Genomic DNA, 24,940 nt, shown 5'->3' with positions numbered 1-24,940 from the left:
AGTATGGCGAGCTCTCTGGCATTAATGCACATTGACTTTCCATCTCTCTGCCAACTTGGGGTTAATTCGGTAATCAACCACATTTACCGCGGCTTTAATAGACTTGTTTTCTGTATTCAGTGCTTGCGTTATTCTTCGTTCTTTCTTTAATTTTGCGATTAAAACTTTGGGTAATGAAATAAACGCTGCGCCAAAACCCATTTTGGCAACATCGTAGATGCCACTTTCAATGTAGGTTCGAAGGCTTTCATCACCTATCACTTGCACGGCATAGGCCATGAATTCGTTGTAAACGCTACCTTCTCGCGCCTCTTTCAGTGCCCAGACTATGCCACTTTTTCCTTCTTCGTATAATGGTAGTTCCAGTTCTTTTGTGGTTAGTTCAAGCTCAAGAAGGGCGACAATGGTTGCATCTAACACGCCCGACGAAACAATGCCAAGTGCTTTTAATTCTGAATAACAACCTGTCGTGAGTAATGATGCAGGATTATCCTCATAAGGTAGTTCTGTTCTAAAGGTGATACTGCATAACTCCTGGGTATTTTCAAGTGTAGACACTTGGGAGGCCTGAAATAATTTTACCGAACCCAAAACCAAAGGTGTAGGTACTGAGGCGGCAGCACGATCAGCTAAATGGGCAGGTATATCGATTAAAATTTCATCCGCTTGTGCAAAAATAAACAGTTTTAAAAACTTATCAATGCGTATGTTCAGCTTAAAGGGCGGTATAGCCACGCCGTCTATTTTCTCAAAATAGGCTTTGGCTTTCGCCTTGTCCACTGTTTCTTTTAACGCATCAAAACGGCCAAAGTTGTTTAGGTTTTTCTCGTTAACATTGTATGCCGTTAATGCTGTAAGCAGGTTTTTATCTAGACCTAAGGCGTTCACTACCGCGTTTAATCGCGCATTTTCCGCGTTACCTTTGTAATCGTTGACGTAGTCTCTAAAACTGTAGTCTTCTCTTAATTGCGCATCGCCGCGCTGCAAGTCATGCAAGAATAATTTAGCGTATTTTTGTTCAACCTGAGTGAGCGATGAAAACGACTTATGCAGCTCGTTTAGTGTGTTTTCAATGCTGGCTTGATCTTGGTGCTGGTTCAGCTCTTTTAAGTATTTATCAAAGCGGCTGTTCATGTAATCAGAGTCAATTTTACCAGTGTCAATTTCAGTAAGGTAACCGCTAATATCAAAGGGCACGTCGCCACCGCTACTACCAGTACTTTCAGCTTTGCTGGCCAATTCTTTATAGCGCAGAGCAAGGCTTAAATAGGTTTGTTCGCCTATCGCCAGTGTTACCTCACGTTCATTATTTTCACCACTGGGGTGGGTAAGGTTATCCCAATGCAAGCCTTGCACTTTGGCCGCTTCTAAATGCTGGTTAAAGGTTTTAAATAAATCGGCAAATTTTGCACAAGCGGCAGCATCTTCAGGTAGTTTTTCAAAATTTTGCGCGCCGCTATTTACAAATAACTTGGTAATCTCTGTCGCCAGTTCATTCATGGCTTCAAGGTTGCTATCAAGGCGATCCACGAATAAACCAATGGGGCGGTCGCCGGAATAGAGTTTTACCGCATCGTTAATGTGCTGCTCCATGGTGTGCGGGTAGCGGTAATAGCGAATGGTGCCGTGGGGTTTGTCGGGGCCAAATAAACGGTTGGTGCGCGAGAAGGCCTGAATAATATTTTGGTATTTAATCACCTTATCTAAATACAAGGTGTTGAGCCATTTGGAGTCAAACCCCGTGAGCATTTGATCTACCACAATCAGCAAATCCAACTGCTTTGCAGGTTCGGTATGAATACGCTCATAAGGTTTTTTATGGGCAAGGCGGGCGGCTAAATCTTTTTTAAAGGCTGCGTGCTTAGCAAAATCAAAATCGTGGCCGTAACGCACATTGTAGTCGCTAACAATTTCTTCTAAGCCGTCACCTTTAAAGGTGGGGCCACGGTCGCCACTGCCGTCGTTATCAATGTTGGGGTCGAACAAAGCGGATATTTTAAGTTCGGGTTTGGCGGCTTTTAAGCGGCGGTAATAATCAATGGCTTCGGCAATGCTGTTGGTGGCCAAAATAGCGTGAAACTTATTGGCTTGGCTGAGTACGTCCCAATTTTGCAGAATGTCATCCACCACCTTGGATTGGTGGAGCTCGGTTAAATATTGAGTTTTAGGCACATAGTCTTCTATGCCTTTATGGTACTTGCCAGTGGCGTCTTTATGGCCGGCCATAGGTACGTCATTCATAAAGTGATTGAACTTTTGCTTTTTGGCCGGGGTTTCCATCGCATCGGCAACGGAATCGGCTTTGGCTTGTTCAAGGGCTACTGCTTGGCGAATGTCTTTGTCTCTAAAGGTGCTGACTTTATACGGGTCAAAACCCAGCACGTTGCCATCGCGAATACCATCGGCAATGCTGTAACGGTGCAGTTCGTTACCGAATACGGTGCTGGTGGTATTGCCGCTTTTTTCGTTTTCTTCTTGAATGGGCGTGCCGGTAAAGCCAAAAAATAACGCGCGGGGAAAGGTGCGCTTGATGGTGATGAGCATATCGCCAAAGGTGGAGCGATGCGCTTCGTCAATAATAAACACCAAGCGTTTAGCGCGGATTTTTTCAATATCCGCCGCGTTAGTGGCCGTGCCTTCATCATCTATCGCGTCAAAAATATTACTCATTTTTTGAATCGAGCTAACAATTAAGGTTTGGGCGGGGTCGCTGCTTTTGAGTTTGGTAATGAGTACATCGGTGTTTTCGGTGGCCTGTACCTCTTCGCCATCGCCGGCAAAATTGTTGTATTCCGCCAGTGATTGGGTGCCTAACTCAATGCGATCCATTAAAAATACCACTTTATCGGCATCTTTTGATTGGGCAATGAGTTGCGCAGATTTAAAGCTGGTCATGGTTTTGCCAGAGCCGGTGGTATGCCACACATAGCCCCCCAAACGCTCTGGGTTATTGCTAATACTGCCCAGTTGCTGCCAGTTGGTTTTTGCCACTTTATCGGAGATGGCATTGGCGGCGTAATACTGGTAACTGCGCATGACCTTAAGTACGCCATCGGTATCATCCGCTACGGTGTAAAAGCCAATCAGCTGATGCGCCATGGGGATAGAGAGTAGCGTGGAGGCAATGTCTTTCCAGTGGTTGACTGGCTCGTTATTAAAATCTGCCCAGTTGAATTGGTAGTCCGGGTTAAATTTGCCATCCATGCCGGGGTTGGCAAAATATTTGGCTTCGTTTGGCTCCATGGCCACAAAGACTTGGATCAGCGCAAACAGTCCGCTAAAAATGCCCTCGGCGCTGTATTTTTCAATCTGGTTCACCGCTTGGCTGACCGGAATGCCGCTGCGCTTTAGCTCCACATGGATCACCGGCATACCGTTAATGAGTAACAGCACATCGCCACGGCGGTCGTTACGCAACTGGCTGCCGCGTTCAAACTTGGGTTGTTGCACAATTTGGTAACGGCTTTGGCCAGCGGCTATTTCTTGGCGGTCGTAAATTTTTAGGCTGACTTCTTTGCCCACATGCAATGCATCTGCTGGGTTATCGCGCTTAATGGCGACGGTTTTGCCGTTAATTAAACCGTTAAGTTTTAGCGGTGTTTTGAGTTCTTTTATTTGCTCAATAATTTGCTGCATTTCGCTGGTGGTGAGCGGCACACCGTTTAAGCGGTCTTTTTGTTTGTTATTTTCAAATAAAATATCCGCCCAGTTTTGCAGTAACTCGGCTTCGGTTTTGCATTTTAAAATTTCAGGCTCCCACCCTTTGTGGGTGAGTACCTCAATAAACGCATGCTCAAATTCTGCTTCGGTTTTAAAGGTGGTCATGGTGGCGCTCCCTGCTAGACAAACATTTTGTTCAAGCAGGCTTGCTTGATGTTGTTGAGCTTGGTGATTTGTTGTTGGTGTTGTTTTATAAGTGCATCGAGCTTTTGGAAGTAGTTGCCGATTTCCTGTTGCTCTTCATTTGAAGGGATAGTTACGAGCTGGCTCTTAACAATGTCGGAGTTTAGATTGACTTGGCTGCCCGGCTGGCCATATTGTTGCCACCTTTCCTCAAACGATTTTAACCACTGATACATATACTCAAGTTCAAAACGAGGCTTTTTAAATATCAAGAAGCCATCATGAACGCCCGTTTCAACATAGTTGATTACAGGCTTACCAACACTCGCGGCTATACTCAAAAGCAGGTGCTTTTCACTCAATACACGAGTTTTTTCTTGACCAAGCTTTGAGATTCTCTGCTCTAAATAGTGAATACGCCCATCTTGCTCGGTCACATCTCTAATACGTAACCAGCCAACACTTGAATTTCTATCAAACCATTTAGGATCTTCAATAGGCCGAGGGCTTGCGCCGCGAACAATTTCAGCTAATGCACCTAGCTCTTTCTCCTCCCATTCCCCACTAAACCCTTTAAAGCGGATTTCTGGAATGGTTTCGCCTTGTTTGGGGAACATGCGTTCCAGCATGGCTTTTTTAATATTGCTGAGCTTTTTGTACTTTAGTTGGTGTTGGTCGATTAGGCTGTCGAGCTTTTGAAAGTAGTCGCCTATCTGGATTTGCTCTTCGTTTTTAGGGAAGAAACAAAAGCGATTCAAAAATTTATCAGGCGAGGTGTGCTTTACTGTCGTCCCTGAAGAAGTTGACACAACTTCTTTTTGTTTTTTTGTAGTGCGCAATAAACTATACAAAAAACCTGAATCACCTTTGAATCCAACTAATTTGCCAAGCCGTTGATTGTGAAGGTATGTGTAATTATCTCTTGGGATTATCGCCGGAAATCCCAAGGCTTGAGCTGTTGGAGTCAAGTCTGTCATAGTTATGAACATATCGTCAGGTTTGAATATATACCTAGGAGAAACTTCCTGTTTTATATCGTAGTATTGACCTTTGCCTGCTTGAAATCCACCGCCAATATTTACGCTGCCTGGCGTAAGAACTATGACTTCAGTGGGGCTTTTTTTAAAGTATTTACTTTGAAAAGCGAATCCATTTTCTAACTGAACCTGCTCGCCCAATATTTTCTCCTCCCACTCCCCACTAAACCCCTCAAAGCGAAGCTCAGGCACCTTATCTACACTCATCTTATTCGCCCTTCAACAAGCTAGTGAGTTCGGCCAAGCCCCGCATATCAAACTCATCGCCGGTGAGTTCGCCCATCATTCTAGTCAGTTTCTGCTCGATGCTGGTAATCTCGCTGGCCACTTGCGAATAAGTGACAGCGTATTTATCGGCAAGGGCTTGTACTTTTGTGGTGAGCTGGGTGATGACCGCGCTCGGCATCGCGGCGAGTTCGCGGCTTAATGGAGTAATCCATTTTAGGTACAGCAATGTATTCACTTGTTCGTTGGTTAAACCTTCTATGGTGGTTTTGGTTTTTATGTGCAGTGCCATCGCTTTCTTTTTTACATCGGCTTTAAGCTCGGCTTGGTCTAGTAATAACTGATCGGCCTTAACGACTTTACCTTCGTAAGTTTTTTGATCAAATTCAAACTCAGCTCTCAGAGTGTGTAAAAAACCATTTGCCTTAGCCTTAGCAAATGTACCGTCTTTACTTGATTCAATTTTGCCCCATTGAACTTGCTGGTTTTTTTCGATGAACTCAAGTTTCTCTGGTTTTTTCGCTTTATTGTCGAGTAATTCAAGATATTGGTTAAGCACACGGATTTCTTCTGAATCAACATCCGCATATATTTCTTTAAGCTTTTTGGTTAGTTCGGGCTTTACAAAGGCATCATTCTTGTCATTGAGTATTGGTGAGTCTTTTTCTTCTTCTGTAAACGATTCAATTATCTCTTCAATTTGAGATGTGATCTCTGCTAGTTTTGTTTCCTGGCTTTCTAAGGCGTGTAAGTCTTCGATTAAGTAAGTTTGTTGTACTAAATCAAACGGCATTATGTGGCCTTTCCAGCCTTCCTGTACCTCGGTATCTTTGCCATCTTTCTTCTTGGTCACCATGTTGGCATCCACTTGTTTAGTCGCGGCAAAGCCCTCGGTTTGCATCATTTCCAAATCGGCGCTGATGGTTTGCCACTGGTTATTCTGGTGTTGGTAAGCTTGGTATTTGTCGATTAACGCAATAGGCGCAAGTCGGCCAAATAACTCGGCACTTAATTGTGCTTCTTGCTGGTTGCGGTTAACGGCCGCCCAGCCTTGAATAAGGGTAGTGTTTAAATAATCGTCAAAACCCTTAAAGGCTTGGTTGTAAGTATTAATAAACGCAGCCACTTGTGGGTGCTGGGTAATAGTGGCATTCACCGCCTCTTTTTTTATGGCCAATTCACTGTAAGCGGCGGATTTGGGCGTGAACAGGGCTGCGTGCAGTTGTGGCAGGGCTTGCCAGTAGTTTTTAAGGCTTGCGATTTCGCTGTTGGGAATGCCGCCTAACATGGTGGCGTGTAAATCCCAGCTTTCGGCGGCAGCGGAAGAATCCACATAGCGGGGAATATTCAGGTTGTAGCCGTTGTCACGCAGGATTTGCTTTTCAACCACTTGAGAGAATTTATCGATATTTTCACGGTGAATCACCGCATCAACAATGCGTTTAATGTCGCTTGCTTGCAGCTTGTTGTTTTTGCCTTCTTTTATAAAGTGTTTGGAGGCATCGACCACCAATACATCGTTATTTTTTCTTTTTTGCTTGAGTACCAAAATAACGGTAGGAATGCCAGTGCCAAAAAAGATATTAGCGGGCAGGCCGATAATGGCGTCTATGTGGTCGCTCTCAATTAACTGCTTGCGAATTTGCCCTTCTTCACCGCCACGGAATAACACGCCGTGGGGCAATACAATGGTCATAATGCCATCGGGCTTTAGGTGGTAAAGGTCGTGCAGCAAAAAGGCAAAATCGGCTTTGGTTTTTGGGGCCAGGCCAAAACGCGAGTAGCGCGGGTCGCTCTCTTTATGGGCGGAATCCCAGCCTTGTGAGTAAGGCGGGTTAGACACTACGGCATCGACATATAAAGCGTTGTAGGAGCCTTGTGGGTCGCTTTCATCAAAGTATGGCCAGTCGTCTTCTAAAGTATCGCCATTGCGGGTTTTGATGTTGCTGGCTTTAATGCCACGCATGATTAGGTTCATGCGCGTTAGGTTGTAGGTATTGGCTTTTAACTCTTGGGCATAATAGGTGATGTTGTCTTTGCTTTTGGCGTATTGCGCCACGGCTTCGCCAATGTTGATGAGCAAAGAACCAGAGCCGCTGGTAGGGTCGTAAATTTCGAGGGTGTCTTTGTATTTTAACTCGTGAGCGATGATGTGCGACATGAGTACCGAGACTTCGTGCGGGGTATAAAATTCACCCGCCTTTTTACCGGCATTGGCTGCAAATTTTTCAATTAAGTATTCGTAGATGTAACCCAGTACGTCATAACCTTGGTTATTGTTCATGGGAATGCTTTTAATCAGGTGTAGTAAGTCGCTAATGGCTTTGGTGCGTTTGCCTGCGCTTTCACCGAGTTTGCTCAGGCCTGTTTCCAGCGTGGTGAAAATTCCTTCAAATAATTTTTTGTAAGTGGGTGAAATTAAGCGGCTAAAGGCTGAGAGCGCATCGCGCACGTTAGATTCGTCAAAGTCTGATTTAGGGTCTACCCATGTTGAAAATAAATTGTCGTAGCTAATAAAATAACCCAAATTGCTTTGGATAAATTCGACGGCTTCAGGGTCTTCTTCGCTTAGGGCTTTAATGTCTTCTGCGGTCATGCCTTCTTTGGTGACAAACTGCACTAATTGGTCGCTAAGGTATTTGTAAAAAATAAAGCCGAGTATGTAGTCTTTGTATTCGTTTGCTTCAATTTTGGAGCGCATCTGGTTGGCGGATTCCCAGATTTTGGCGGCCAGTTGTTGCTTGTTCATATCCTGTGTTTCCTTCTCGAATTCGATAGCTTCGAAGTGCTGTAGTTTTGGCCGTGGGCCAATGAGCAGGGGTTAGTCAGTCGTTTGCGCAATCCCGGCAGATAGGCTCGGTCTGGTGCCAAAGCCATACCCGCGCTAAGGGTTGGTTCTATCGCCTAGTGGTTATCGCCCGTGGCCGATAGAACCCTTTGATTCATTGGGCTCGAGCCGGCGTATCGCCCATTTTCTATCGCCCAGTGAAGGTCGATAAGGTTCGATAGGTTCGATAGCGCGGTCATGATATCGTCCAGTATCGCCGCCAGCGGTTGTCGCCTTCAAAGCGGACTTCACCGCGCTCGATGAGGCTTTCCAGTGCGCGCCTGACCTGCTTGGGGTGAATTTCCCTGCCGATGCGCTGATATAGAAAGCCCAGGTTAGTCAGCAGTGTCCCATGCGTGAGCTGATAGTGATCGAGCAGTTCATCGTTGGTTTTTTCTTTGACGGAGGCCTTAACCCGGTCAGATATGCGAAGAGCCTGTAACCACTTGCCGAGTTTGGTTTCATCTGCTTCGGTGCGCGGCACGTTCAGGGTGGTGTGCGTTTCCCAGGGCAAAGCAGAACGTTCGCTGGCTAAGCGCATCACATCATCACCGGTCACGGGTTTGCTTTGATCGGCTACTCGCAAGTAATAACGACCATCGGTGGTAGAAGCCACCGACAAGGCTCGCTGGGTGCGCAATTCAATGTACTGTCCGCCATTCACGGTGTGCTTTGCCAGCTTGCGTCGCAGTATATCGGGTAGGTTAGAAGGAATGCGCTGACTGGCCGGTGGTGCGTCTTGGCCGTCTTCGATACCCAGCAGTAAGCGGCTGCCAGTAGCATTGGCAAAAGCAATGCAGTCTTTGGCAATTTCATTCCAATCGGCGGTTTTGCCAGTTACATCCCACAAGGGTTTGAAGTCGAGCAGTTGTCCTTCCTGGCTCACACAGCACCTGTAATTTTATTGTTTATTCTTGTTCGCTCGCGTTTTCTGCGTCTTCATCCGCCCCACCGGCGCGCACCCAGTCATCCACCTCAGACAGCTGAAACTTCCACAGCCGGCCAATTTTGTGCGCCGGCAGGCCTTTTCGTTCGCGCCAGCGGTAGACGGTATCTTTGGCGATGCCCAAGTGTTGGACAACGTCGAGGGCGGTGACCCAGGGCTCGGTGGTCATGACGCACCTCCCTGTGCGTCATCCTTATGGATAGCCTTCGGCTGTGCAAAACACCTGTCCTGTTGTTTTGTCATGGTTTTGGCACCCGGTTAGAAGACTAGAGTCGTTTAAAGTCGTTAGCAGTCTACCCGATCTGCTTTTCCCGCCAAACCCTCCGATCCAGCGATCTTTGATCGCGCCGATCGGAGGGTTCATTCGCTTTTTTTCGAAGTCACCTCGTTCCTCCTCCCATTTCAAATTTGATTAGCGTCACGCCATCTTTTACCCGTCAGAAATGACTCACGATGGTTGTCTAGTACAGCTCCAGTGTGAGAGCGGATCTTGTTGTGGGGCCATGGCTAGAGATGTGGCGACACCGGCGACAGCGGCGACAACCCATGCAGAACAGGGCCTGGAGCGTGGCGACAAAAGTGGCGACAGTCGCCACTTTTTGCGCACTTTGGCCGGGATGCTTGACCGCCTTTTCGCGTGGGTATAACAATTGGCGCACGGACCGCTGTCGTTGGCAGCACCAGCCCAGGTAGCCAGAACCTTTAAGGCTACGCCACTTGTGTGGTGGTTCTTCCGAAGTGCGATTAGCGTCCGGCGGCTCGCACGGTCACTCCCCAAGAGTGATGGATGCCTACTCGACTGATCTGTCCACTGCGGCAGACGATGGACCTTCCTCGCTGCACTGCAGCAACCTCACCTCTCGGCACACTTCGCTGCGCCAGACTGCGCCCGTCTCTTTCTCCTGGAAAGAGACGGGCGCTCGTACTACTGCTGCAAGCCATGTCGTACAAGGCATTGCCGCAACTCTCCTCGTGACAATCGGCCTGACAAATCCGATTCGTTGCAATCCGCAACGACACAGGCACCGGTGCCGCAGTCTATGGAAAGGCTGCACCTGACTGACAGTCAGGCCTGCAACAGGTGTCGATGTTGTTGCCTTCTCCCACCCGAGATCTCTAGGTGCCGAACTCGTCAGCCGGCACGGCCTCCACCCGCCCGCATCTTCGGATGCGTCTAAGGAGGCCAGATTAATGGGTTCATGCCCTTGCTCCCGGTCGTAAGGAGCCGCGCGTTCCGCGTCAGTGAACACCTCACAGGCCGCAGGGGCCTTGATCCCTGATAACACTCAACAGCCGTGGCGGGACTACGTGAGGACAACCAGCAATGAACGAGGAGAGGGCCGATGCAGCAATTAGATCCGAAGCTTGAACTACCACGACCACCTCGACCGCTGATTGAGTCGAATCCCGTGGCCCAGCCTTATCCGGTGCAGGCACTGGGTGGGATTCTTAGGCCTGCGGTGGAGCGCATGGCCGAGGTCATCGGTGTGCCCCAGGCGCTGGCCGCGCAATCGGTGTTGGCTGCGTCGGCGTTGGCTACCCAAGGTCATGCCGGTTTACAGCTCGACGGGAGAAATTACCCTCTGTCGCTGTACCTGATTACGGTGGCCGCGTCCGGTGATCGTAAAACGGCAGCAGATCGATGTGCATTACTGCCTGCACGGCAATGGGAACGTGAGCAGTGGCAACGCTATCGCGAACAACTTGCTCGATACCGTGCCGTACAAAAACAGGCTCAGCGTATTAATCCTGGCGATCCTGACTCCGCAAACCGCGCTTTAGTAGAGGAGGAGCCCTCGGCCCCTAGGCTGATCACCACAGACCCGACTATCGAGGCGCTGATCAAGGGGCTCTGTCACGACCTCCCCAGCATGGGTCTGTTCTGTGACGAAGGAGGACAGTTCCTCGGGAGCAGCACCATGAGTCGGGATAATCGTTTGAAAGCGGTCACTACCCTGTCGTCACTCTGGGATGGCAGCCCGATAGATCGCGCTCGCTCTATGGTCGGTGAAAGCTTGCGGGCTTATGACCGGCGTTTGAGTCTGCACTTGATGCTGCAACCGTACTTGGCCATGCAGTTACTCAGTGACCCGTTGCTGCAGGGGCAAGGCATCCTTGGTCGCTGCCTGATGACCTGGCCCACTAGCCTTGCCGGGCAACGTAGCTATCAATCTGTCGACTTGTCCAAAGATCCCGCCCTGAAGCGATATCACCACCGCCTTTCGGCCCTATTTCATCAGCCGTGGTCACTTTCTGCTGACGGTGCTCTGTTGCTTTCAACGCTGACCCTCAGTGCGTTAGCTCGCCGTCGCTGGATTGATCTGCATGACGCCATTGAGGCTCAGCTGGGAGAGTTTGGTGAGCTGGCAAATGTGCGGCCCAGCGGATCAAAGGCCGCAGATAACCTGCTGCGCGTAGCCGGCATTCTTGCAGTTGTGGAGGAGAGCAGCGTCGTAGAGGTCGACCATATCCAACGGGCCTCCGCTTTAGTCGGCTACTACCTCAACGAGATCCAGCGCCTGACTGAGCAGGAGCCGGTGTGTCGAGTAAAAGAGGAGGCAGACCGGCTGCTGCGATGGCTACAGGTCAAAGATTGGAAGCGGTTCAGTATTCGTGAATTGAATCGCAACGGTCCCCGCTTTGCCCGCAAGAGCAGTCGTCATGCCGCCAAGCTGCTGGTCGAGTTGATTGATCATCAGTGGTTGATCACTGATGGCCACACCTTCGAGGTGCGCCACGTTTAATCTTGATGAAGCGCTGCGCAACCATCTGGCTCAGCGTCAAAAGGAGCCCAAAGCGCGATTTGTCGCCGCTACTGTCGCCACTTTGTCGCCACGCTCAAAACCAGGCAGGACAAGGGTTGTCGCCGCTGTCGCCAGTGTCGCCACCACCCATAAAGCTATCGCCTCTACGACAGCCATTATTCAATGGTTGAAAGAGGAGGGTGCGCATCTTTACGTCACCGACAACACGCTGTGTTTTCGCCCGACTGATTGGGCTCAGTTCGCGATTGTAAGTGCGCACTGGCGAGCCCTTTTGCATGATCTCGCTGCAGTCGATCAGGAACAGAAAAATGGCTCGGGTCGGTAAGCGAGCGGGACGTAATTTTGGCTTCGGTCGCCAGCTCAGCTATGCCGGACCGCAAGCACTGAAAGATCTGTTTGGCGACGGCCATTTTGCTACCGTCAAAGCCCATAGCGATCGCTGGCAGGCATTCGTGCGTTGGTGTCGATCCGAGGAAGGGCCAAGGCTCAATGACGCGCGACAGATCGACCGCGAGATCCTTATGCGGTACGCCTTCCATTTGCGCGAGCAGGTTGATCAGGGCAACGTCGGCATCGCCACAGCGCAGAACCGCCTGTCTAGCGTGAACCGAACGATGGCCGCGCTGCGCGGTGATCAGTACGTCAAAATCCCCAGTCCGAGCAAGGCGCTTGGCTTGCAGCGCTCAGGTGTGCGTAGTGAGGCCCCGCAAGGCCAAGACCGTGTCCAGATCGAGTTGATCGCACAGGCGTTGTCAGAGCGAGGCCAGCAATCGAGGGTGAGTGCCATTGTGCTCCTTGCTCGGGAGACCGGAATGCGCCTGCGTGAAGCGATCTTGGCGGACTTGCCCCGGCTGCAACGGGAGGCTCGGCAACTGGGCAAGATCAATATCCAGGACGGCACCAAAGGCGGTCGATCAGGCGCATCGGCACCGCGTTGGATTGCGGTCACGGATCAAGTTCGTGGCGCCCTCGACAGGGCCAGCGAGGCTTCACCCAAGGGCAGTCGGAATCTGTTAACACCTGATGAAAGCTACAAAGATTTCCTACAGACAATCGTGCGACCGGCACGGGACATCCTGCATGAGCATGGATTGAAAGGCTTTCATGAACTGCGGGCGGCTTACGCCTGTGAGCGCTATGAGCAACTGACCGGTTTCTCCGCGCCCATCAATGGCGGTCGTGGTCATCGAGAGGATCGAGCACTCGATCAGCGTGCACGCCAGCAGATCAGCCACGAGTTGGGGCATAACCGCATCGACGTGGTGAGTGCCTACATCGGAGGTCGTCGATGAAGTCCGAGTTCGATATGGCGTTGTTTCTGAGTCCCGTGCTCAAAGGTGCGCATGCCACGCGGCAGCGGCATATCAGGCAGGCAGAAAGGATGCACGAGGCGATTCGTGAGCGCTGGAGTTGTGCGACCCCGTGGTCCTGGAAGGAAAAGCACACCAGATGGTTTTTAGAGCACTATCTGCGTTGCTCAGCACCAGCGACCGTCTATTACTATGAATTAACAGCAGGGCTGATCCGCCGCAGAAAGGCGCAACTCGTGGTTGTCTGATAGACGCTTTTAAGCGTGAGCCCCTGAGTATGGGAATGCGGAGCCTTCCCATACTCAGGGGCTTGGCCGAAGAAGCGCAGGCATGCGGCAGATTTAGCAACAGTCGCCACTTCAGTCGCCCTGCTGCACGACACGGATTGTCGCCGGCTCAGCGTATCGGCACGACGTTACGGTCCCTGGTTTGATTGATGGCGGATGCCGACAGGCTGCCGGTGGCTGCCTTCTGGATATGATCACTCCACCAGGCCATCATCGGACGCCGGCGTTCGATGTAATCCGCCCGGTTGTAGGCGCTTCGAACTTCGTCTTTATCGACATGCGCCAGCGCGACTTCGATCAGCTCCGGATCCCATCCATGCTCATTCAGGATTGTGCTGGCCATGGAGCGCATTCCGTGGCTGACCAAGCGGTCCTGAAAACCCATTCGTTTCAACGCCATGTTGGCTGTTTGGCTATTCGCGTGGGTGCGGGGGTTTCTATCTGACGGGAACACATATTCCCTGTGGGCGCTATGGGGCTTAAGCGTCTCCAATAACGAGAGTGCATGTTCGGTCAGCGGGATTGTGTGCGGACGACGCTTTTTCATTCGCTCCGGAGGGATGGTCCAGAGGCGTTTGTCGAAGTCGATATCTGCCCATCGGGTGGTCGCCGCTTCGGAGGGGCGGGTCATGGTGTGCAGCTGCCATTCGATCAGGCAGCGGGTCGTCCGCTTGATGCTGGCGTTCGCGATTTCCATCATGAGCTCGGGAAGCTCATCAGCTGGTAGCGCGGCCATATTCTCTTTTTTGGGTTTCTTGAAGACAGCGCGAATGCCGCTGAGAGGGTTCGCAAAGATCATTCCGGAATTGACCCCGTAAGTCATGATCTCGTTAAGGCGCTGGCTTACCCGCTTCACGGTCTCGAGGCTACCTTTGGCCTCAATCGGCCGAAGGAGCTTGATGACCATCGGGGCATTCACTTCTGATAGCGGCGTTGATTTCATGCTCGGAAATACATGCAGCGTGAGTGAGCGCCAGATGTCTTCGGCATACGCCGGGGTGACGGAATCCTTCTTCAATTCTAACCACGCGGTGGCTACGTTCTCGAACGTATGTTCCGTTTCCGCTCGTTTGGCTTCCTGCAGTTCATTACGCTGAGCTTTGGGGTCGATGCCCTGTGCAAGCAGCTCTCTGGCCTCAACGGTTTTCTTCCTGGCTTGCGCAAGAGAAACCTCGGGATAGGAGCCGAGTGCCATGTTGATTCGGTTCTTGGTTACTGGATGCCGGTAGTTGAAATTCCACTGCATCGAGCGATTGACCCTGACTCGCAGCTGGAGCCCGTCGCCATCGGTGAGGACGTAATCCTTGTCTTTCGGTTTGACCGCCTTGAGTTGGCGGTCGGAGAGGCGGGTGGTTTGAGCGCACATGAGAAGTACTCCATGACACCTTTTGGTATTCCCAAGATTAGCGCCGGGTAGCCGGGAATACCATTGGGAATACCAAATCGCCTGGAACTCTAACAACCTCGAAAGCCTCCCGCAGCCCTGAAACCCCAGTATTCACTGGGTTTCAGGTACAAAAAAAGACGTCCGTGGACGTCTTTAGATGTTGAAGTGGTGGAGCCGGGGGGATTTGAACCCCCGTCCGCCAGTACTCCGCTTTCGGGCCTACATGCTTAGCCGTGTCTATTAAGTTAACCCTCAGCGACCCGACGGGCAGGGTGCTTTGGGCGAGCTGTGTAAGTTTTAGCCGATTCGTCCACAGCGTACTGCACGGCGATCCTGTTCTATATGACAATCACTTTGGGTTTACAGGCATCCCCTGGTGATTGCTGGAGCCGAAGCTACCAGAAGGAAGGCTAGCACCGCTTACGCGGCGAGAGCTTGTTCCCCGTAGGTTTCGTCATTGGCAACTATAGAAAGTTGCAACAGTGGATTTACGACTTCTGTTACCAAGTCGGCATGCCCCTAGAGTTTCATCACCGGCGTCGAATCCTAATCGGCCCCAATTCTGCTGCTCTAGCAGTCAGGCGGCGGAGTCTACCCGAATCAATGAGATACGTCGACCGTCCGCCTGACATTCCGCTCGCGACGGCCTTGGAGCCGTCGCGATTCGGCAATTACTTCGCGGCACCGCCGTCGCTGCCGTCACCGCCGGTTTTCAACTCAGTGATTTTCTTGGTGGTGATCGAGATGCACTCTTTGTCATCGCCACGTTTTTGCGCGGCAGTGGCATCAGCGACGGTTTTTTCGATATCAGTTTTGCTGTCGCCGGTCAGATTGGTGGTAGTCGACGCTTCAGCATTCTTCAGTGTCGCGATGTTCGCGCCGCACAGGTCATCAGCAGCGAAAACCGGGGAGCCCAACAGTGCAGCGGTAAGAAACAGTCCAGTCAGTGCGGTGCGCTTCATGTGTATCTCCTTGAGCCTGTTGACTCGGTGTCGCCGCTCAATTTGCCGGTGCCCGAGATAGAGGGAAAAGCGCCGAATGGTTAGTGGCGCCTAAAGAGATGGACTGCCGCCTGTCGCAGGGGTTCTATTTTTTTTCACGATGCTGTGAAAAAGCCACGTTGCCGGATGTTTCGGGATTATGGGGCGATCTACGCCCCATTTATGTGCATTAAGCGATTCTTGGTTGAGTCACTCGATCCACGAGATAGACCAGGCCGTGGTAGTCGATACCGCCGTGTTGCGTGAGCCCGATCTCGCACGTCCGGCTGGTCGAAATGCCTTCTTCACAGTACTGAACCGCGTCTTTCAGCGAGCGCAGCGCATGGGCGTTCAGCTCCGGTGTGGTGAAGCCTTTGTCGCCCGCGAACCCGCAGCAATGAATGCCTTCGGGCACGACTACACTCGCGCTGCACATCCTCGCAAGGTCGATCAGCGCCTGGCTCTCGCCCAGGTGTTGCGTGCTGCAGGTGACGTGAACGGCGATGGGCGCCTGCTGCGGGGTGAACACCAGTTTATCCAGCAGATGGGTGCGGATGAAACGTACCGGGTCATACAGGTCGAGCCGTGTTTCCTTAAGGTCCTGAACCAGACGCAGGGTGCAGGGGCTGGTGTCGCAATAGATCGGATCAAGCCCGCCACGACTGGCCTTGGTCAGCGCAGCGAGCATCTGCTGGCGCTTGTCCTCCGCCTGCTCGGCGTAGCCCTTGGAGGCGAAAGGCTGGCCGCAGCACAGACTGTCCTGGTCTTCCGGAAACACCACTTGATAGCCGGCTTTCTCCAGCAGCCCTCGGGTCTTGTCCATCAGCGACATCTGTTCGCGATCCCCCGCCGCAGGCCCCATGACGCGGGACACGCAGGCGGCCAGATAGACTACGCGGGGGCGCGTATCTTCAAACGGGGGCGTGAAGCGAATAGCGTGCTCGGGTTGCGGCATCGCCGGCGTCCACTGAGGTACGCGGCCCGACGACGCCTTGCTCAGCGCGCTGGAAATCTTCGCCAGCCTCGGCGCGCCAAGCAGCATGCGTGCGCCATTGGCCGCATGCAGCGTAAATCGCGCGCCCTTCAACGCTGTCGCAAAATGCTGACTGATCCAGCTGGCGGCCTTGTCATGATGCGCTTGGTCCCCACAAAGCTTTTTCACCAGTTCGCCGGTATTGATGCCGACCGGGCAACGTTGCGCGCACAAACCGGTGGCGGCGCAGGTGTCGATGCCCTGGTACTGGTAGTCGCGCTCCAGCTGAGTGGTGTCGGTGCCCGCACGTTTTTTCGCCTGAATGTCACGCCACATGACGATCCGCTGCCGTGGACTCAGGGTCAGCCCTTTCGACGGACACACCGGTTCGCAAAAGCCGCACTCGATGCATTTGTCGACGATCGCATCGGCAGCGGGCATGGGTTTCAGGTGCTTGAGGTGCACCTGCGGATCCTCACTGAGCACGACGTCCGGATTAAGAATGCCGTCGGGGTCAAGCAACCGTTTGAGTTGCCACATCAGCGCATAAGCCTCGCCGCCCCACTCAAGCTCCACGAACGGCGCCATGTTGCGGCCGGTGCCGTGTTCAGCCTTCAGCGAGCCGTTGAACTCCACGGCCACCAGTTGCGTGACGTCGTCCATGAACGCGGAATAACGCGCGATTTCCTGCGGGTCGTTGAACCCTTGGGTGAAGACGAAGTGCAGGTTGCCCTCCAACGCATGGCCGAACAGGATCGCTTCGTCGTAGCGGTGCTTTTCGAACAGTTCGATCAGTCGCCGAACGCCGACGGCCAGTTGCTCGACGGGGAAGGTGACGTCTTCGATGATAACGGTCGTACCGGTCTCACGCACCGCGCCGACGGCAGGGAAGGTGTCTTTGCGAATGGCCCAGAGCCGCGCGTTTTCGATCGCGTCTTCGGTGAAATCAACCTGCTTCTCGACCGGGAAATGCGCGATGGACGCCATGATCTGGGCCAGTTGTTCGTGCAGCAACGGCCGGGTCGCGGCGCGGGCTTCGATCAACAGCGCGCAGGCACCCTCCGACAGCTCACGAACGAATGCCGGCATGCCTGGCTTGTTCTGCACCGAACGCAGGCTGCGTCGATCAAGCAGTTCGACGGCAGCGACTGGCTGGGTTTTCAGAACCGTTACGGCGTTGCAGCAGGTTTCGATGTCGGGAAAGACAATCAGCGCCGTTGCCTTGTTCGGGTGATCGGGCACCGTGTCGTAGGTCACCGCGCTGATGAAACCCAGCGTGCCCTCCGAACCCACCAGCAGGTGACTGAGGATGTCGAGGGGTTCGTCGAAATCCACCAAGGCGTTTAGCGACAGGCCGCACGTGTTCTTCAAGCGGTACTTGTGGCGGATCTTCGCAGCGAGTTCGGTATTCGCGCGCGTCTCACGACCCAGTTGCGCGAGGCGGTGGAGCAGCTCGCCATGGCTGACTTTAAATGCAGCGACGCTGGCGGCATCTTCCGTGTCCAAGCGAGTGCCGTCGCCGAGCACCAGCCGAATGCCGGCGAGGGTGTGGTAGGTGTTCTGGGCCGTGCCGCAGCACATGCCGCTGGAATTGTTGGCAACGATGCCGCCGATTTTTGCTGCGTGCATGGACGCCGGGTCTGGACCGATCTTGCGCCCGAACGGCGCCAGCCAGAGATTGGCCTGTGCACCGATGACGCCCGGTTGCAAGCGGATCTGCGCACCTTGCTTGCGTATTTCACGGCCGTTCCAGTTGTCGCCGAGCACGATCAATACTGAGTCGCTGATGGCCTGCCCCGACAGGCTGGTGCCCGCCGCGCGGAAGGTCACGGAGACTTTATCCGCCTGCGCCAGCTTCAGCAGCGCCACGACTTCGTCTTCTGATTCGACGCGGATGACCAGTTTGGGGATCAGCCGATAAAAACTGGCGTCGGTGCCAAAAGCCAGGGTCGAGAGCGGGTCGTCGAAGCGTCTTCCAGCAGGAATGAGGCTGGTCACTCCGGCCAGAAACGCGGCGGGCAAGGTCATGCGGTTTTCCTCGTGGGTGCATCTTAGTGGCGGCTGCGGTCTCTGTCGGGCCGCATAGGTCGGGATCGGCGCCGTTCAGGCGCCCAGTTCGCGAACCAGCGAATCGCGAGTGATCTCGCTGATCGACTTGGCGCCGGTCAGGACCATCGCCACGCGCATTTCCTTCTCGAACAGATCCAGCAGGTTTTTCACCCCGGCCTCGCCGTGGGTGGCCAAGGCGTAGATGAACGCGCGGCCGATCAGCACGGTGTCGGCCCCGAGGGCGATCATGCGCACTACGTCCAGGCCGCTGCGAATGCCGGAGTCGGCGAGAATCTTCAGATCGCCTTTCACCGCGTCGGCAATGGCCGGCAGCGCACGGGCACTGGACAACACGCCATCGAGCTGGCGACCGCCATGGTTGGACACGACGATGCCGTCGGCGCCGAATTTCACGGCATCCCGGGCGTCTTCCGGGTCGAGGATGCCCTTGATGATCATCGGGCCATCCCAGGAATCGCGAATCCATTCCAGGTCTTTCCATGAAATCGACGGATCGAAGTTGTTGCCCAGCCAGGCGATGTAGTCGGTGAGACCGGTAGGGTTGCCGCGATAGGCCGACACGTTGCCCAAGTCGTGGGGGCGGCCGTTGATGCCGACATCCCACGCCCATTGCGGGTGAGTCATGGCTTGCAAAACGCGGCGCATCGGCCCGCTTTTGCCGCTCATGCCGGAATGCGCGTCACGGTAACGCGCGCCCGGGACGGGCATGTCGACGGTGAATACCAGTGTCTTCACGCCGGCGGCTTTGGCTCGCTCCAGCGCATTCCGCATGAAGCCGCGGTCTTTCAGCACGTAGAGCTGAAACCACATGGGCCGCTTGATCGCCGGAGCGACTTCTTCAATCGGGCACAACGAAACCGTCGACAGCGTGAACGGAATGCCCTTGGCGTCTGCAGCGCGCGCGGCCTGCACTTCGCCACGGCGGGCATACATGCCGCAGAGACCGACCGGTGCCAGTGCCATCGGCATGCTCAGGGTTTCACCGAACAGCGTCGTCTCCAGACTCAGCTCGGACATGTTCTTCAGGATGCGCTGGCGCAGCGCAATGCTGGCCAGGTCGGAGACGTTGTGGCGCAGGGTGTGCTCGGCGTACGCGCCGCCGTCGGCGTAGTGAAACAGGAAGGGCGGCAGTTTGCGCTGAGCGGCGGCGCGGTAGTCGGTGGAGGCAGAAATGATCATGGGATCTCGCAGATGAGTGAGCGGGGGCCACAGCCGGGCGCTAAAAACGCACCCGGCGCTCGTCTGATTAATGAACCAGCATGCCGGTGAACCAGTACGCTTGGGCGTAGGTGATGCAGCCAACGATGGTGGCAAAGAAAATGCTGTGCTTGAGGGTGAAGCGGAACAGGTCGGATTCTTTACCCACCAGGCCAGTCGCCGCGCAGGCCACTGCGATCGACTGCGGGGAAATCATCTTGCCGGTCACGCCGCCGCTGGAGTTGGCCGCCACCATCAGCACGTCACTGACGCCCAGTTGATGTGCGGTAGTCGCCTGCAACGAGCCGAACAGCGCGTTCGACGAGGTGTCGGAACCCGTCAGGAATACGCCCAGCCAGCCGAGGAATGGCGAGAAGAACGGGAAGGCGCTGCCTGTCCCGGCGAGGACCAGCGCCAGGGTGGAGGACATGCCGGAGTAGTTCATGACGAAGGCGAAGGCCAGCACCATGCCGATGGACACGATGGCCCAGCGCAGTTCGATGAGCGTTTCTTTGAACGTGGTCAGCCCGGTTTTGGCGCTGATACGCAGCACGATCATCGCCAGAATCGCCGAGATCAGAATCGCGCTGCCCGAGGCGGCGAGCAGGTCAAACTTGTACACCGCTGGCATGGCGGTTGGATTGGCGACAATCGGCGCCATCTTCATGACCAGTTGATCCAGGTGCGGGACGGGGAAGTTCATGGTCAGCCCTTGCAGCGGACCGCCTGCCGCGAACAGCGCCTTGAACGGCTTCAGCGTCCAGATCGTCACGACGACTGTGAGGATCAGGAAGGGCGACCATGCTTTGACGATGGTGCCCGCCGAGTACGGCGATTTCTTGGTGGTGCGCGGCTGACCAAAGCCGCCTGCATTTCCTGCGCCGCCGCCCATGACTGCGGCACCGCCTGGCGTACCGGCGATCTGCGCATCGGCTGCGCGAGCGGGCTGCCAGACTTTCAGGAAGAACGTCAGGGCCACGAGGCTGACCAGCGCTGAGGTAATGTCAGGCAGTTCCGGGCCGATGAAGTTGGAGGTCAGAAATTGAACGATGGCGAAGCTGCCGCCCGCGACCAGCGCCGCCGGCCAGGTCTCCTTGACGCCTTTCACGCCGTCCATCATGAACATCAGCCAGAACGGCACGAACACCGACAACAGCGGCAATTGACGACCGGCCATTGCACCGATCTTGAACGGGTCGAGGCCCGACACCTGACCGGCCACGATGATCGGAATACCCAATGCGCCAAACGCCACGGGTGCAGTGTTGGCGATCAGGCAGAGGCCGGCGGCGTACAGCGGGTTCAAACCCAGGCCAACGAGCAACGCAGCGGTGATCGCCACCGGTGCGCCGAAGCCTGCGGCCCCTTCCAGAAACGCGCCGAAGCAGAAACCGATCAGCAAGACCTGCAGGCGCTGGTCGTCAGTGATCGACATGACCGAACTGCGAATGATTTCGAACTGGCCGCTTTTGACCGTCAGTTTGTAGAGAAACACGGCGGCGACGATGATCCACGCGATCGGCCACAAGCCATAGAGGAACCCGTAACCGGCGGAAGCAACGGCCATGTCGGCAGGCATCTGGAACGCGAAGATCGCGATCAGTATGGCGAGAACAAGCGTGATGGCGCCTGCGACGTGGCCCTTGAGCCGGAATATCGCCAGCGCGACAAAGAAGAAAACGATCGGAATGACAGCCGCCAGCGCCGAAAAGCCCAAGCCGCCAAGAGGTGTGTAGAGCTGTTGCCAGGTTTGCATGTATGAGGCCCCTAATTGTTTTTGGTTAGGCCCGGTGTCCATGTCTTACGTGCGCGGCTCCTGCAGGTGACAACTGCTTGTCTGTCTTCCTGCCGGCGCTGACGAACGAGTCGCACAGCTCACCAGCTCAAGCGTTCCGCCGTCGGGAAGTGCCTGCAGCGTGGGACAGCGGCAAGCCGTCCATCGCCGGCATTGTAAATTGGTAATACCAATTTACAATGTCTTGGCGCTAGGTTAGAAGCCTTGCCGATGGTGTGTCAATTTATGACGCTTAAACTTTCGTAGCAGCTCGCCCGGATTTCGCCCGCTCTTCGCCTGAGAGGGCGATTTCTCCTACATCTGCCGGGTGAATGTCTGGTTACGATGGGCGAGAATATGCGCCCCGCGGCCATGTCAGGCGGGGCAGTCGGGATGTGGAGTGAAGGGTTATGGGGTTTGATCAGGTGCGTCAGCGCCGCTTGTCCGACGATATTGTCGAGCAGCTGGAAAGGATGATTCTGGAGGGCACGTTGCGCTCCGGCGGTCGCCTGCCGGCTGAGCGAGCGCTGGCCGAGCAATTTGGTGTGTCACGTCCCTCGTTGCGCGAAGCCATTCAAAAGCTGACGGCCAAAGGGCTGTTGGTCAGCCGTCAGGGGGGCGGCAACTACGTCGTCGACAGCATTGGATCGACGTTCAGCGATCCGCTGCTTCATCTGCTGGAAAGCAGTCCGGAAGCCCAGCGCGACCTGCTCGAATTTCGCCACACCCTTGAAGCCTCCTGCGCCTACTACGCGGCGATACGTGCGACAGATGTTGATCGGATGCAGCTGCGCGAAGCCTTTGATGCTTTGCAGGACTGCTACAGCCGTGCGGAGGAAGTGAGCCGCGCGGAGGAGGGCGCGGCGGACGCCAATTTTCACCTCGCCATCGCCGAAGCCAGCCACAACGCCGTGTTGCTGCACACCATTCGCGGTCTGTTCGATCTGCTGCGGCGCAGTGTCGTCACCAACATTGGCGGCATGTACAAACAGCGCGCAGAAACCCGCGATATGCTGATTGATCAGCATCGTGAGTTGTACCTGGCGATTATCGAAGGGCGGGCGGACTACGCTCGAGAAGTGTCGAGCCGTCACTTGCTGTACGTGCAGGAAGTGCTGGAGGAAGTGCGCCAGCAAGTGCAGCGAACTGCCCGGGCTGAGCGGCGCAGCCGGATTTGAGGAGGTGATGTTGCGCACGATGGGGAAAGTGCCGCTGATAACCAGCCGGCGCTGCTGAACGTGCATTTTTACCGGGCCTCAGCCGAGACCCGGTCTTGCCGAAACAGGCGGGAGAGACTGAGTCAGTCTTCCTTGCCCTTGTTCCGCACGGCGCGTTGCAGCTCGCGATTGGAATCGCGCTCGCGCTCGGTGTCGCGCTTGTCGTATTCCTTCTTGCCTTTACCCAGAGCAATCTCGCACTTGATCAAGTGCTGCTTCCAGTAAAGGGCAAGGGCCACGCAGGCATAGCCTTTTTGCTGAACAGACGACGTCAGCTTCTCCAGCTCGCGCTTGTTGAGCAACAGTTTACGGGTGCGTGTCGGGTCAGCGATGACGTGGGTACTGGCTGTCGTCAACGGCGAGATATGGCTACCCATCAGCCAGGCCTCACCGTCCTTGAGCAACACGTAACTGTCAACCAGCTGCACCTTGTTTGCACGCAGGCTTTTTACTTCCCAGCCAGCCAGGACCAGACCGGCTTCGAACTTGTGTTCGATGAAGTAATCGTGACGCGCCTTTTTATTTTGCGCGATGGTCCCTGTGGGATGTTTCTTGAGCTTAGCCATAGGCGACGCATTATAGGGATCAACGGGCGTCTCGGCTATGGGCTCGCACGCTGAAGCTGTGTGCTTGAGCACGTGGAGTGAATCCCGGACAATGCGCGATCTTTTTTGCGTGTTGGACGTGTCAACGATGTCGACGGACAAGGTTTCGGTTCACGGGAGTTGGGCCAGTCGCTGGGTATTCATCCTGGCTGCCACCGGCTCCGCCGTGGGGTTGGGCAGCATCTGGAAATTCCCCTACATGGTCGGCGTCTACGGCGGCGGTGCGTTTGTGCTGGTGTTCCTCGCGTGCATCGCCCTGATCGGGATTCCGGTGATGATCGCCGAGACGCTCATCGGCCGTCGTGCGCGGCAGAGTCCGGCCAACGCGCTGCGTTCGCTGGCGCTCGCCGCCGGGCATTCGTCGAAGTGGTCATGGGGCGCGTTTGCCGGCATGGTCACCGCGTTGCTCATCCTCTCTTTCTACAGCGTCGTGGGGGGCTGGTCGCTCGAGTACATCATCGATGTCGGCAAGGGCGATTTCAAAGGCGTGACGCCTGACGGTGTCGGTGCCTATTTTGGCGAGATGATCGCTGATCCATGGCGCCTGGTCGGCTGGCACACGCTGTTCATGCTGCTGTCGGCGATCACCATTGCCAAGGGCGTCAACGCCGGCCTTGAGCGCAGCCTGCGCATCCTGATGCCGTTGCTGTTCGTGCTCATCGTGATTCTGTTGGGTTATAGCCTGACCACCGGGCACTTCATGGAAGGCGTGCATTTCATGTTCGACTTCACGCCTGAGAAGGTCCTTGATGGTCTGCTCCCGGCCATGGGGCACGCGTTCTTCTCGCTCAGCGTCGGCGTCGGATCGATCATGATCTACGGCGCTTACATGACCAAGGAGGCTTCGATCAGCGCGACGGTGGTCGGCGTGGCATTGCTCGACACGTTTGTGTCGCTGCTGGCGGGCCTTGCATTGTTTCCGATTGTGTTCGCAGCGGGCCTGAACCCAAGCGAAGGGCCGGGCCTGATGTTCGTTACCTTGCCGTATGCATTTGGTAACGTCGCCTTCGGTACCGTCATGGGCGTGGTGTTCTTTATTCTTGTCGCCGTCGCGGCCTGGAGTTCGGCCATTTCCTTGCTCGAGCCCATGGTCGCGTACCTGGTCGAGCGTACAAAGGTGCGCCGTGGCTGGGTGACTTTCTGGCTATCGTTCATCTGCTGGTTCGTGGGCCTTGGTACGGTTTTCTCGTTCAACATCTGGAAGCAGGCCAAATTCTTCGTGAACGAAGGCGGCGGGTTCCATCTCTATCAGTGGGGATCGTCGTCGGGGCTGGATTTCTTTGGCGTGATCGATTTCTTCACCTCGCGGATCATGCTGCCGTTGGGTGGATTGTGTTTCGTGGTATTCGCAGGTTGGGTGATGGGACGCGGTGCGGTGCGCGACGAGTTGTCGGTACGTAGCCCGGTTCTGTTCGCTTTAACGTTCTCTTTGATGCGCTATGTGGCGCCGATCGGCATCTTGATTGTCTTTGCCGCTCAGCTTTGGAAATGACGCTG

The 24,940-nt window shown here is 54.5% G+C and carries 17 protein-coding genes and 1 other RNA gene; 6 read left to right on the top strand and 12 right to left on the bottom strand.

The annotated features are described in order from the left end of the window. Nucleotides 1-21: 21 nt before the first annotated feature. The 5 genes from M1E04_RS21120 to M1E04_RS21100 form a co-directional block, all read right to left on the bottom strand. Complete coding sequence (locus M1E04_RS21120) at nucleotides 22-3,825, bottom strand: type I restriction endonuclease subunit R (RefSeq protein ID WP_456291984.1); 3,804 nt, start codon at nucleotides 3,823-3,825, stop codon at nucleotides 22-24. A 14-nt stretch (nucleotides 3,826-3,839) separates the two neighbouring features. Then, nucleotides 3,840-5,087, bottom strand: a complete 1,248-nt coding sequence (locus M1E04_RS21115; RefSeq protein ID WP_161755787.1) for a restriction endonuclease subunit S — start codon at nucleotides 5,085-5,087, stop codon at nucleotides 3,840-3,842. 1 nt (nucleotide 5,088) lies between these two features. Next, entirely contained in the window at nucleotides 5,089-7,854 is a 2,766-nt protein-coding gene (locus M1E04_RS21110) for a type I restriction-modification system subunit M (protein ID WP_161755785.1), read from the bottom strand. Nucleotides 7,855-8,128: 274 nt separating this feature from the next. After that, nucleotides 8,129-8,818 (bottom strand): AlbA family DNA-binding domain-containing protein, encoded by a 690-nt coding sequence (locus M1E04_RS21105; protein ID WP_456291983.1) that lies wholly within the window; start codon nucleotides 8,816-8,818, stop codon nucleotides 8,129-8,131. A 22-nt stretch (nucleotides 8,819-8,840) separates the two neighbouring features. Next, nucleotides 8,841-9,047 carry a helix-turn-helix domain-containing protein gene (locus M1E04_RS21100; RefSeq protein ID WP_456291982.1) on the bottom strand — a complete coding sequence of 69 codons (207 nt, stop codon included), beginning with the start codon at nucleotides 9,045-9,047 and terminating at the stop codon, nucleotides 8,841-8,843. A gap of 1,174 nt (nucleotides 9,048-10,221) precedes the next feature. Between M1E04_RS21100 and M1E04_RS21095 the strand changes: the two genes are divergently transcribed. The 4 genes from M1E04_RS21095 to M1E04_RS21080 are packed head-to-tail and all read left to right on the top strand — an operon-like array spanning nucleotide 10,222 to nucleotide 13,201. After that, nucleotides 10,222-11,622 carry a YfjI family protein gene (locus M1E04_RS21095; RefSeq protein ID WP_456291981.1) on the top strand — a complete coding sequence of 467 codons (1,401 nt, stop codon included), beginning with the start codon at nucleotides 10,222-10,224 and terminating at the stop codon, nucleotides 11,620-11,622. After that, nucleotides 11,591-11,968 (top strand): hypothetical protein, encoded by a 378-nt coding sequence (locus M1E04_RS21090; RefSeq protein WP_456291980.1) that lies wholly within the window; start codon nucleotides 11,591-11,593, stop codon nucleotides 11,966-11,968. The genes M1E04_RS21095 and M1E04_RS21090 overlap by 32 nt, the downstream gene beginning before the upstream one ends. Further along, the gene (locus M1E04_RS21085; protein WP_161755879.1) at nucleotides 11,952-12,935 is read left to right on the top strand and encodes an integrase domain-containing protein; all 984 of its coding nucleotides are present in this window, start codon (nucleotides 11,952-11,954) and stop codon (nucleotides 12,933-12,935) included. The genes M1E04_RS21090 and M1E04_RS21085 overlap by 17 nt, the downstream gene beginning before the upstream one ends. Next, nucleotides 12,932-13,201, top strand: a complete 270-nt coding sequence (locus M1E04_RS21080) for a hypothetical protein (RefSeq protein WP_102717862.1) — start codon at nucleotides 12,932-12,934, stop codon at nucleotides 13,199-13,201. The genes M1E04_RS21085 and M1E04_RS21080 overlap by 4 nt, the downstream gene beginning before the upstream one ends. A 148-nt stretch (nucleotides 13,202-13,349) precedes the next feature. Here the strand turns inward: M1E04_RS21080 and M1E04_RS21075 are convergent, their stop codons facing one another. From M1E04_RS21075 to M1E04_RS21050, 6 genes are all read right to left on the bottom strand, one after another. After that, a complete protein-coding gene (locus tag M1E04_RS21075; RefSeq protein ID WP_456291979.1) occupies nucleotides 13,350-14,606 on the bottom strand; it encodes an integrase domain-containing protein in 1,257 nt (418 codons plus the stop codon). A gap of 187 nt (nucleotides 14,607-14,793) precedes the next feature. Next, nucleotides 14,794-15,185, bottom strand: a transfer-messenger RNA (tmRNA) gene (gene ssrA, locus M1E04_RS21070). 113 nt (nucleotides 15,186-15,298) lie between these two features. After that, complete coding sequence (locus M1E04_RS21065) at nucleotides 15,299-15,589, bottom strand: hypothetical protein (protein ID WP_065987624.1); 291 nt, start codon at nucleotides 15,587-15,589, stop codon at nucleotides 15,299-15,301. Between the two features lie 208 nt (nucleotides 15,590-15,797). Next, nucleotides 15,798-18,608: an FAD-binding and (Fe-S)-binding domain-containing protein gene (locus tag M1E04_RS21060; RefSeq protein WP_456291978.1), complete on the bottom strand. Its 2,811-nt coding sequence runs from the start codon at nucleotides 18,606-18,608 to the stop codon at nucleotides 15,798-15,800. Between the two features lie 75 nt (nucleotides 18,609-18,683). Further along, on the bottom strand, nucleotides 18,684-19,829 hold the full coding sequence (gene lldD, locus M1E04_RS21055; RefSeq protein WP_122622782.1) for an FMN-dependent L-lactate dehydrogenase LldD: 1,146 nt from the start codon (nucleotides 19,827-19,829) through the stop codon (nucleotides 18,684-18,686). 67 nt (nucleotides 19,830-19,896) lie between these two features. Next, complete coding sequence (locus M1E04_RS21050; protein WP_456291977.1) at nucleotides 19,897-21,603, bottom strand: lactate permease LctP family transporter; 1,707 nt, start codon at nucleotides 21,601-21,603, stop codon at nucleotides 19,897-19,899. Between the two features lie 428 nt (nucleotides 21,604-22,031). On the opposite strand from M1E04_RS21050, the gene M1E04_RS21045 reads away from it, so the two are divergent. Next, nucleotides 22,032-22,799, top strand: a complete 768-nt coding sequence (locus M1E04_RS21045; protein WP_456291976.1) for a GntR family transcriptional regulator — start codon at nucleotides 22,032-22,034, stop codon at nucleotides 22,797-22,799. A gap of 122 nt (nucleotides 22,800-22,921) precedes the next feature. Here M1E04_RS21045 and smpB read toward each other — a convergent pair whose 3' ends face one another. Next, nucleotides 22,922-23,404 carry an SsrA-binding protein SmpB gene (gene smpB / locus M1E04_RS21040; RefSeq protein WP_065987620.1) on the bottom strand — a complete coding sequence of 161 codons (483 nt, stop codon included), beginning with the start codon at nucleotides 23,402-23,404 and terminating at the stop codon, nucleotides 22,922-22,924. A gap of 127 nt (nucleotides 23,405-23,531) precedes the next feature. Between smpB and M1E04_RS21035 the strand changes: the two genes are divergently transcribed. Continuing rightward, complete coding sequence (locus tag M1E04_RS21035) at nucleotides 23,532-24,935, top strand: sodium-dependent transporter (RefSeq protein ID WP_065987700.1); 1,404 nt, start codon at nucleotides 23,532-23,534, stop codon at nucleotides 24,933-24,935. Nucleotides 24,936-24,940: the final 5 nt, after the last annotated feature.

It is taken from the genome of Pseudomonas sp. AK106, assembly GCF_053903055.1.
Note: the sequence above shows the minus strand (reverse complement) of the source record. Positions and strands in the feature narration are given on the sequence as shown.

What these genes read in the sequence shown, in the direction of transcription:
- M1E04_RS21120 (WP_456291984.1), bottom strand. Translation starts at nt 3,825, where the DNA reads ATGACCACCTTTAAAACCGAAGCAGAATTTGAGCATGCGTTTATTGAG.
- M1E04_RS21115 (WP_161755787.1), bottom strand. Translation starts at nt 5,087, where the DNA reads ATGAGTGTAGATAAGGTGCCTGAGCTTCGCTTTGAGGGGTTTAGTGGG.
- M1E04_RS21110 (WP_161755785.1), bottom strand. Translation starts at nt 7,854, where the DNA reads ATGAACAAGCAACAACTGGCCGCCAAAATCTGGGAATCCGCCAACCAG.
- M1E04_RS21100 (WP_456291982.1), bottom strand. Translation starts at nt 9,047, where the DNA reads ATGACCACCGAGCCCTGGGTCACCGCCCTCGACGTTGTCCAACACTTG.
- M1E04_RS21095 (WP_456291981.1), top strand. Translation starts at nt 10,222, where the DNA reads ATGCAGCAATTAGATCCGAAGCTTGAACTACCACGACCACCTCGACCG.
- M1E04_RS21090 (WP_456291980.1), top strand. Translation starts at nt 11,591, where the DNA reads ATGGCCACACCTTCGAGGTGCGCCACGTTTAATCTTGATGAAGCGCTG.
- M1E04_RS21085 (WP_161755879.1), top strand. Translation starts at nt 11,952, where the DNA reads ATGGCTCGGGTCGGTAAGCGAGCGGGACGTAATTTTGGCTTCGGTCGC.
- M1E04_RS21080 (WP_102717862.1), top strand. Translation starts at nt 12,932, where the DNA reads ATGAAGTCCGAGTTCGATATGGCGTTGTTTCTGAGTCCCGTGCTCAAA.
- M1E04_RS21075 (WP_456291979.1), bottom strand. Translation starts at nt 14,606, where the DNA reads ATGTGCGCTCAAACCACCCGCCTCTCCGACCGCCAACTCAAGGCGGTC.
- M1E04_RS21065 (WP_065987624.1), bottom strand. Translation starts at nt 15,589, where the DNA reads ATGAAGCGCACCGCACTGACTGGACTGTTTCTTACCGCTGCACTGTTG.
- M1E04_RS21060 (WP_456291978.1), bottom strand. Translation starts at nt 18,608, where the DNA reads ATGACCTTGCCCGCCGCGTTTCTGGCCGGAGTGACCAGCCTCATTCCT.
- lldD (WP_122622782.1), bottom strand. Translation starts at nt 19,829, where the DNA reads ATGATCATTTCTGCCTCCACCGACTACCGCGCCGCCGCTCAGCGCAAA.
- M1E04_RS21050 (WP_456291977.1), bottom strand. Translation starts at nt 21,603, where the DNA reads ATGCAAACCTGGCAACAGCTCTACACACCTCTTGGCGGCTTGGGCTTT.
- M1E04_RS21045 (WP_456291976.1), top strand. Translation starts at nt 22,032, where the DNA reads ATGGGGTTTGATCAGGTGCGTCAGCGCCGCTTGTCCGACGATATTGTC.
- smpB (WP_065987620.1), bottom strand. Translation starts at nt 23,404, where the DNA reads ATGGCTAAGCTCAAGAAACATCCCACAGGGACCATCGCGCAAAATAAA.
- M1E04_RS21035 (WP_065987700.1), top strand. Translation starts at nt 23,532, where the DNA reads ATGTCGACGGACAAGGTTTCGGTTCACGGGAGTTGGGCCAGTCGCTGG.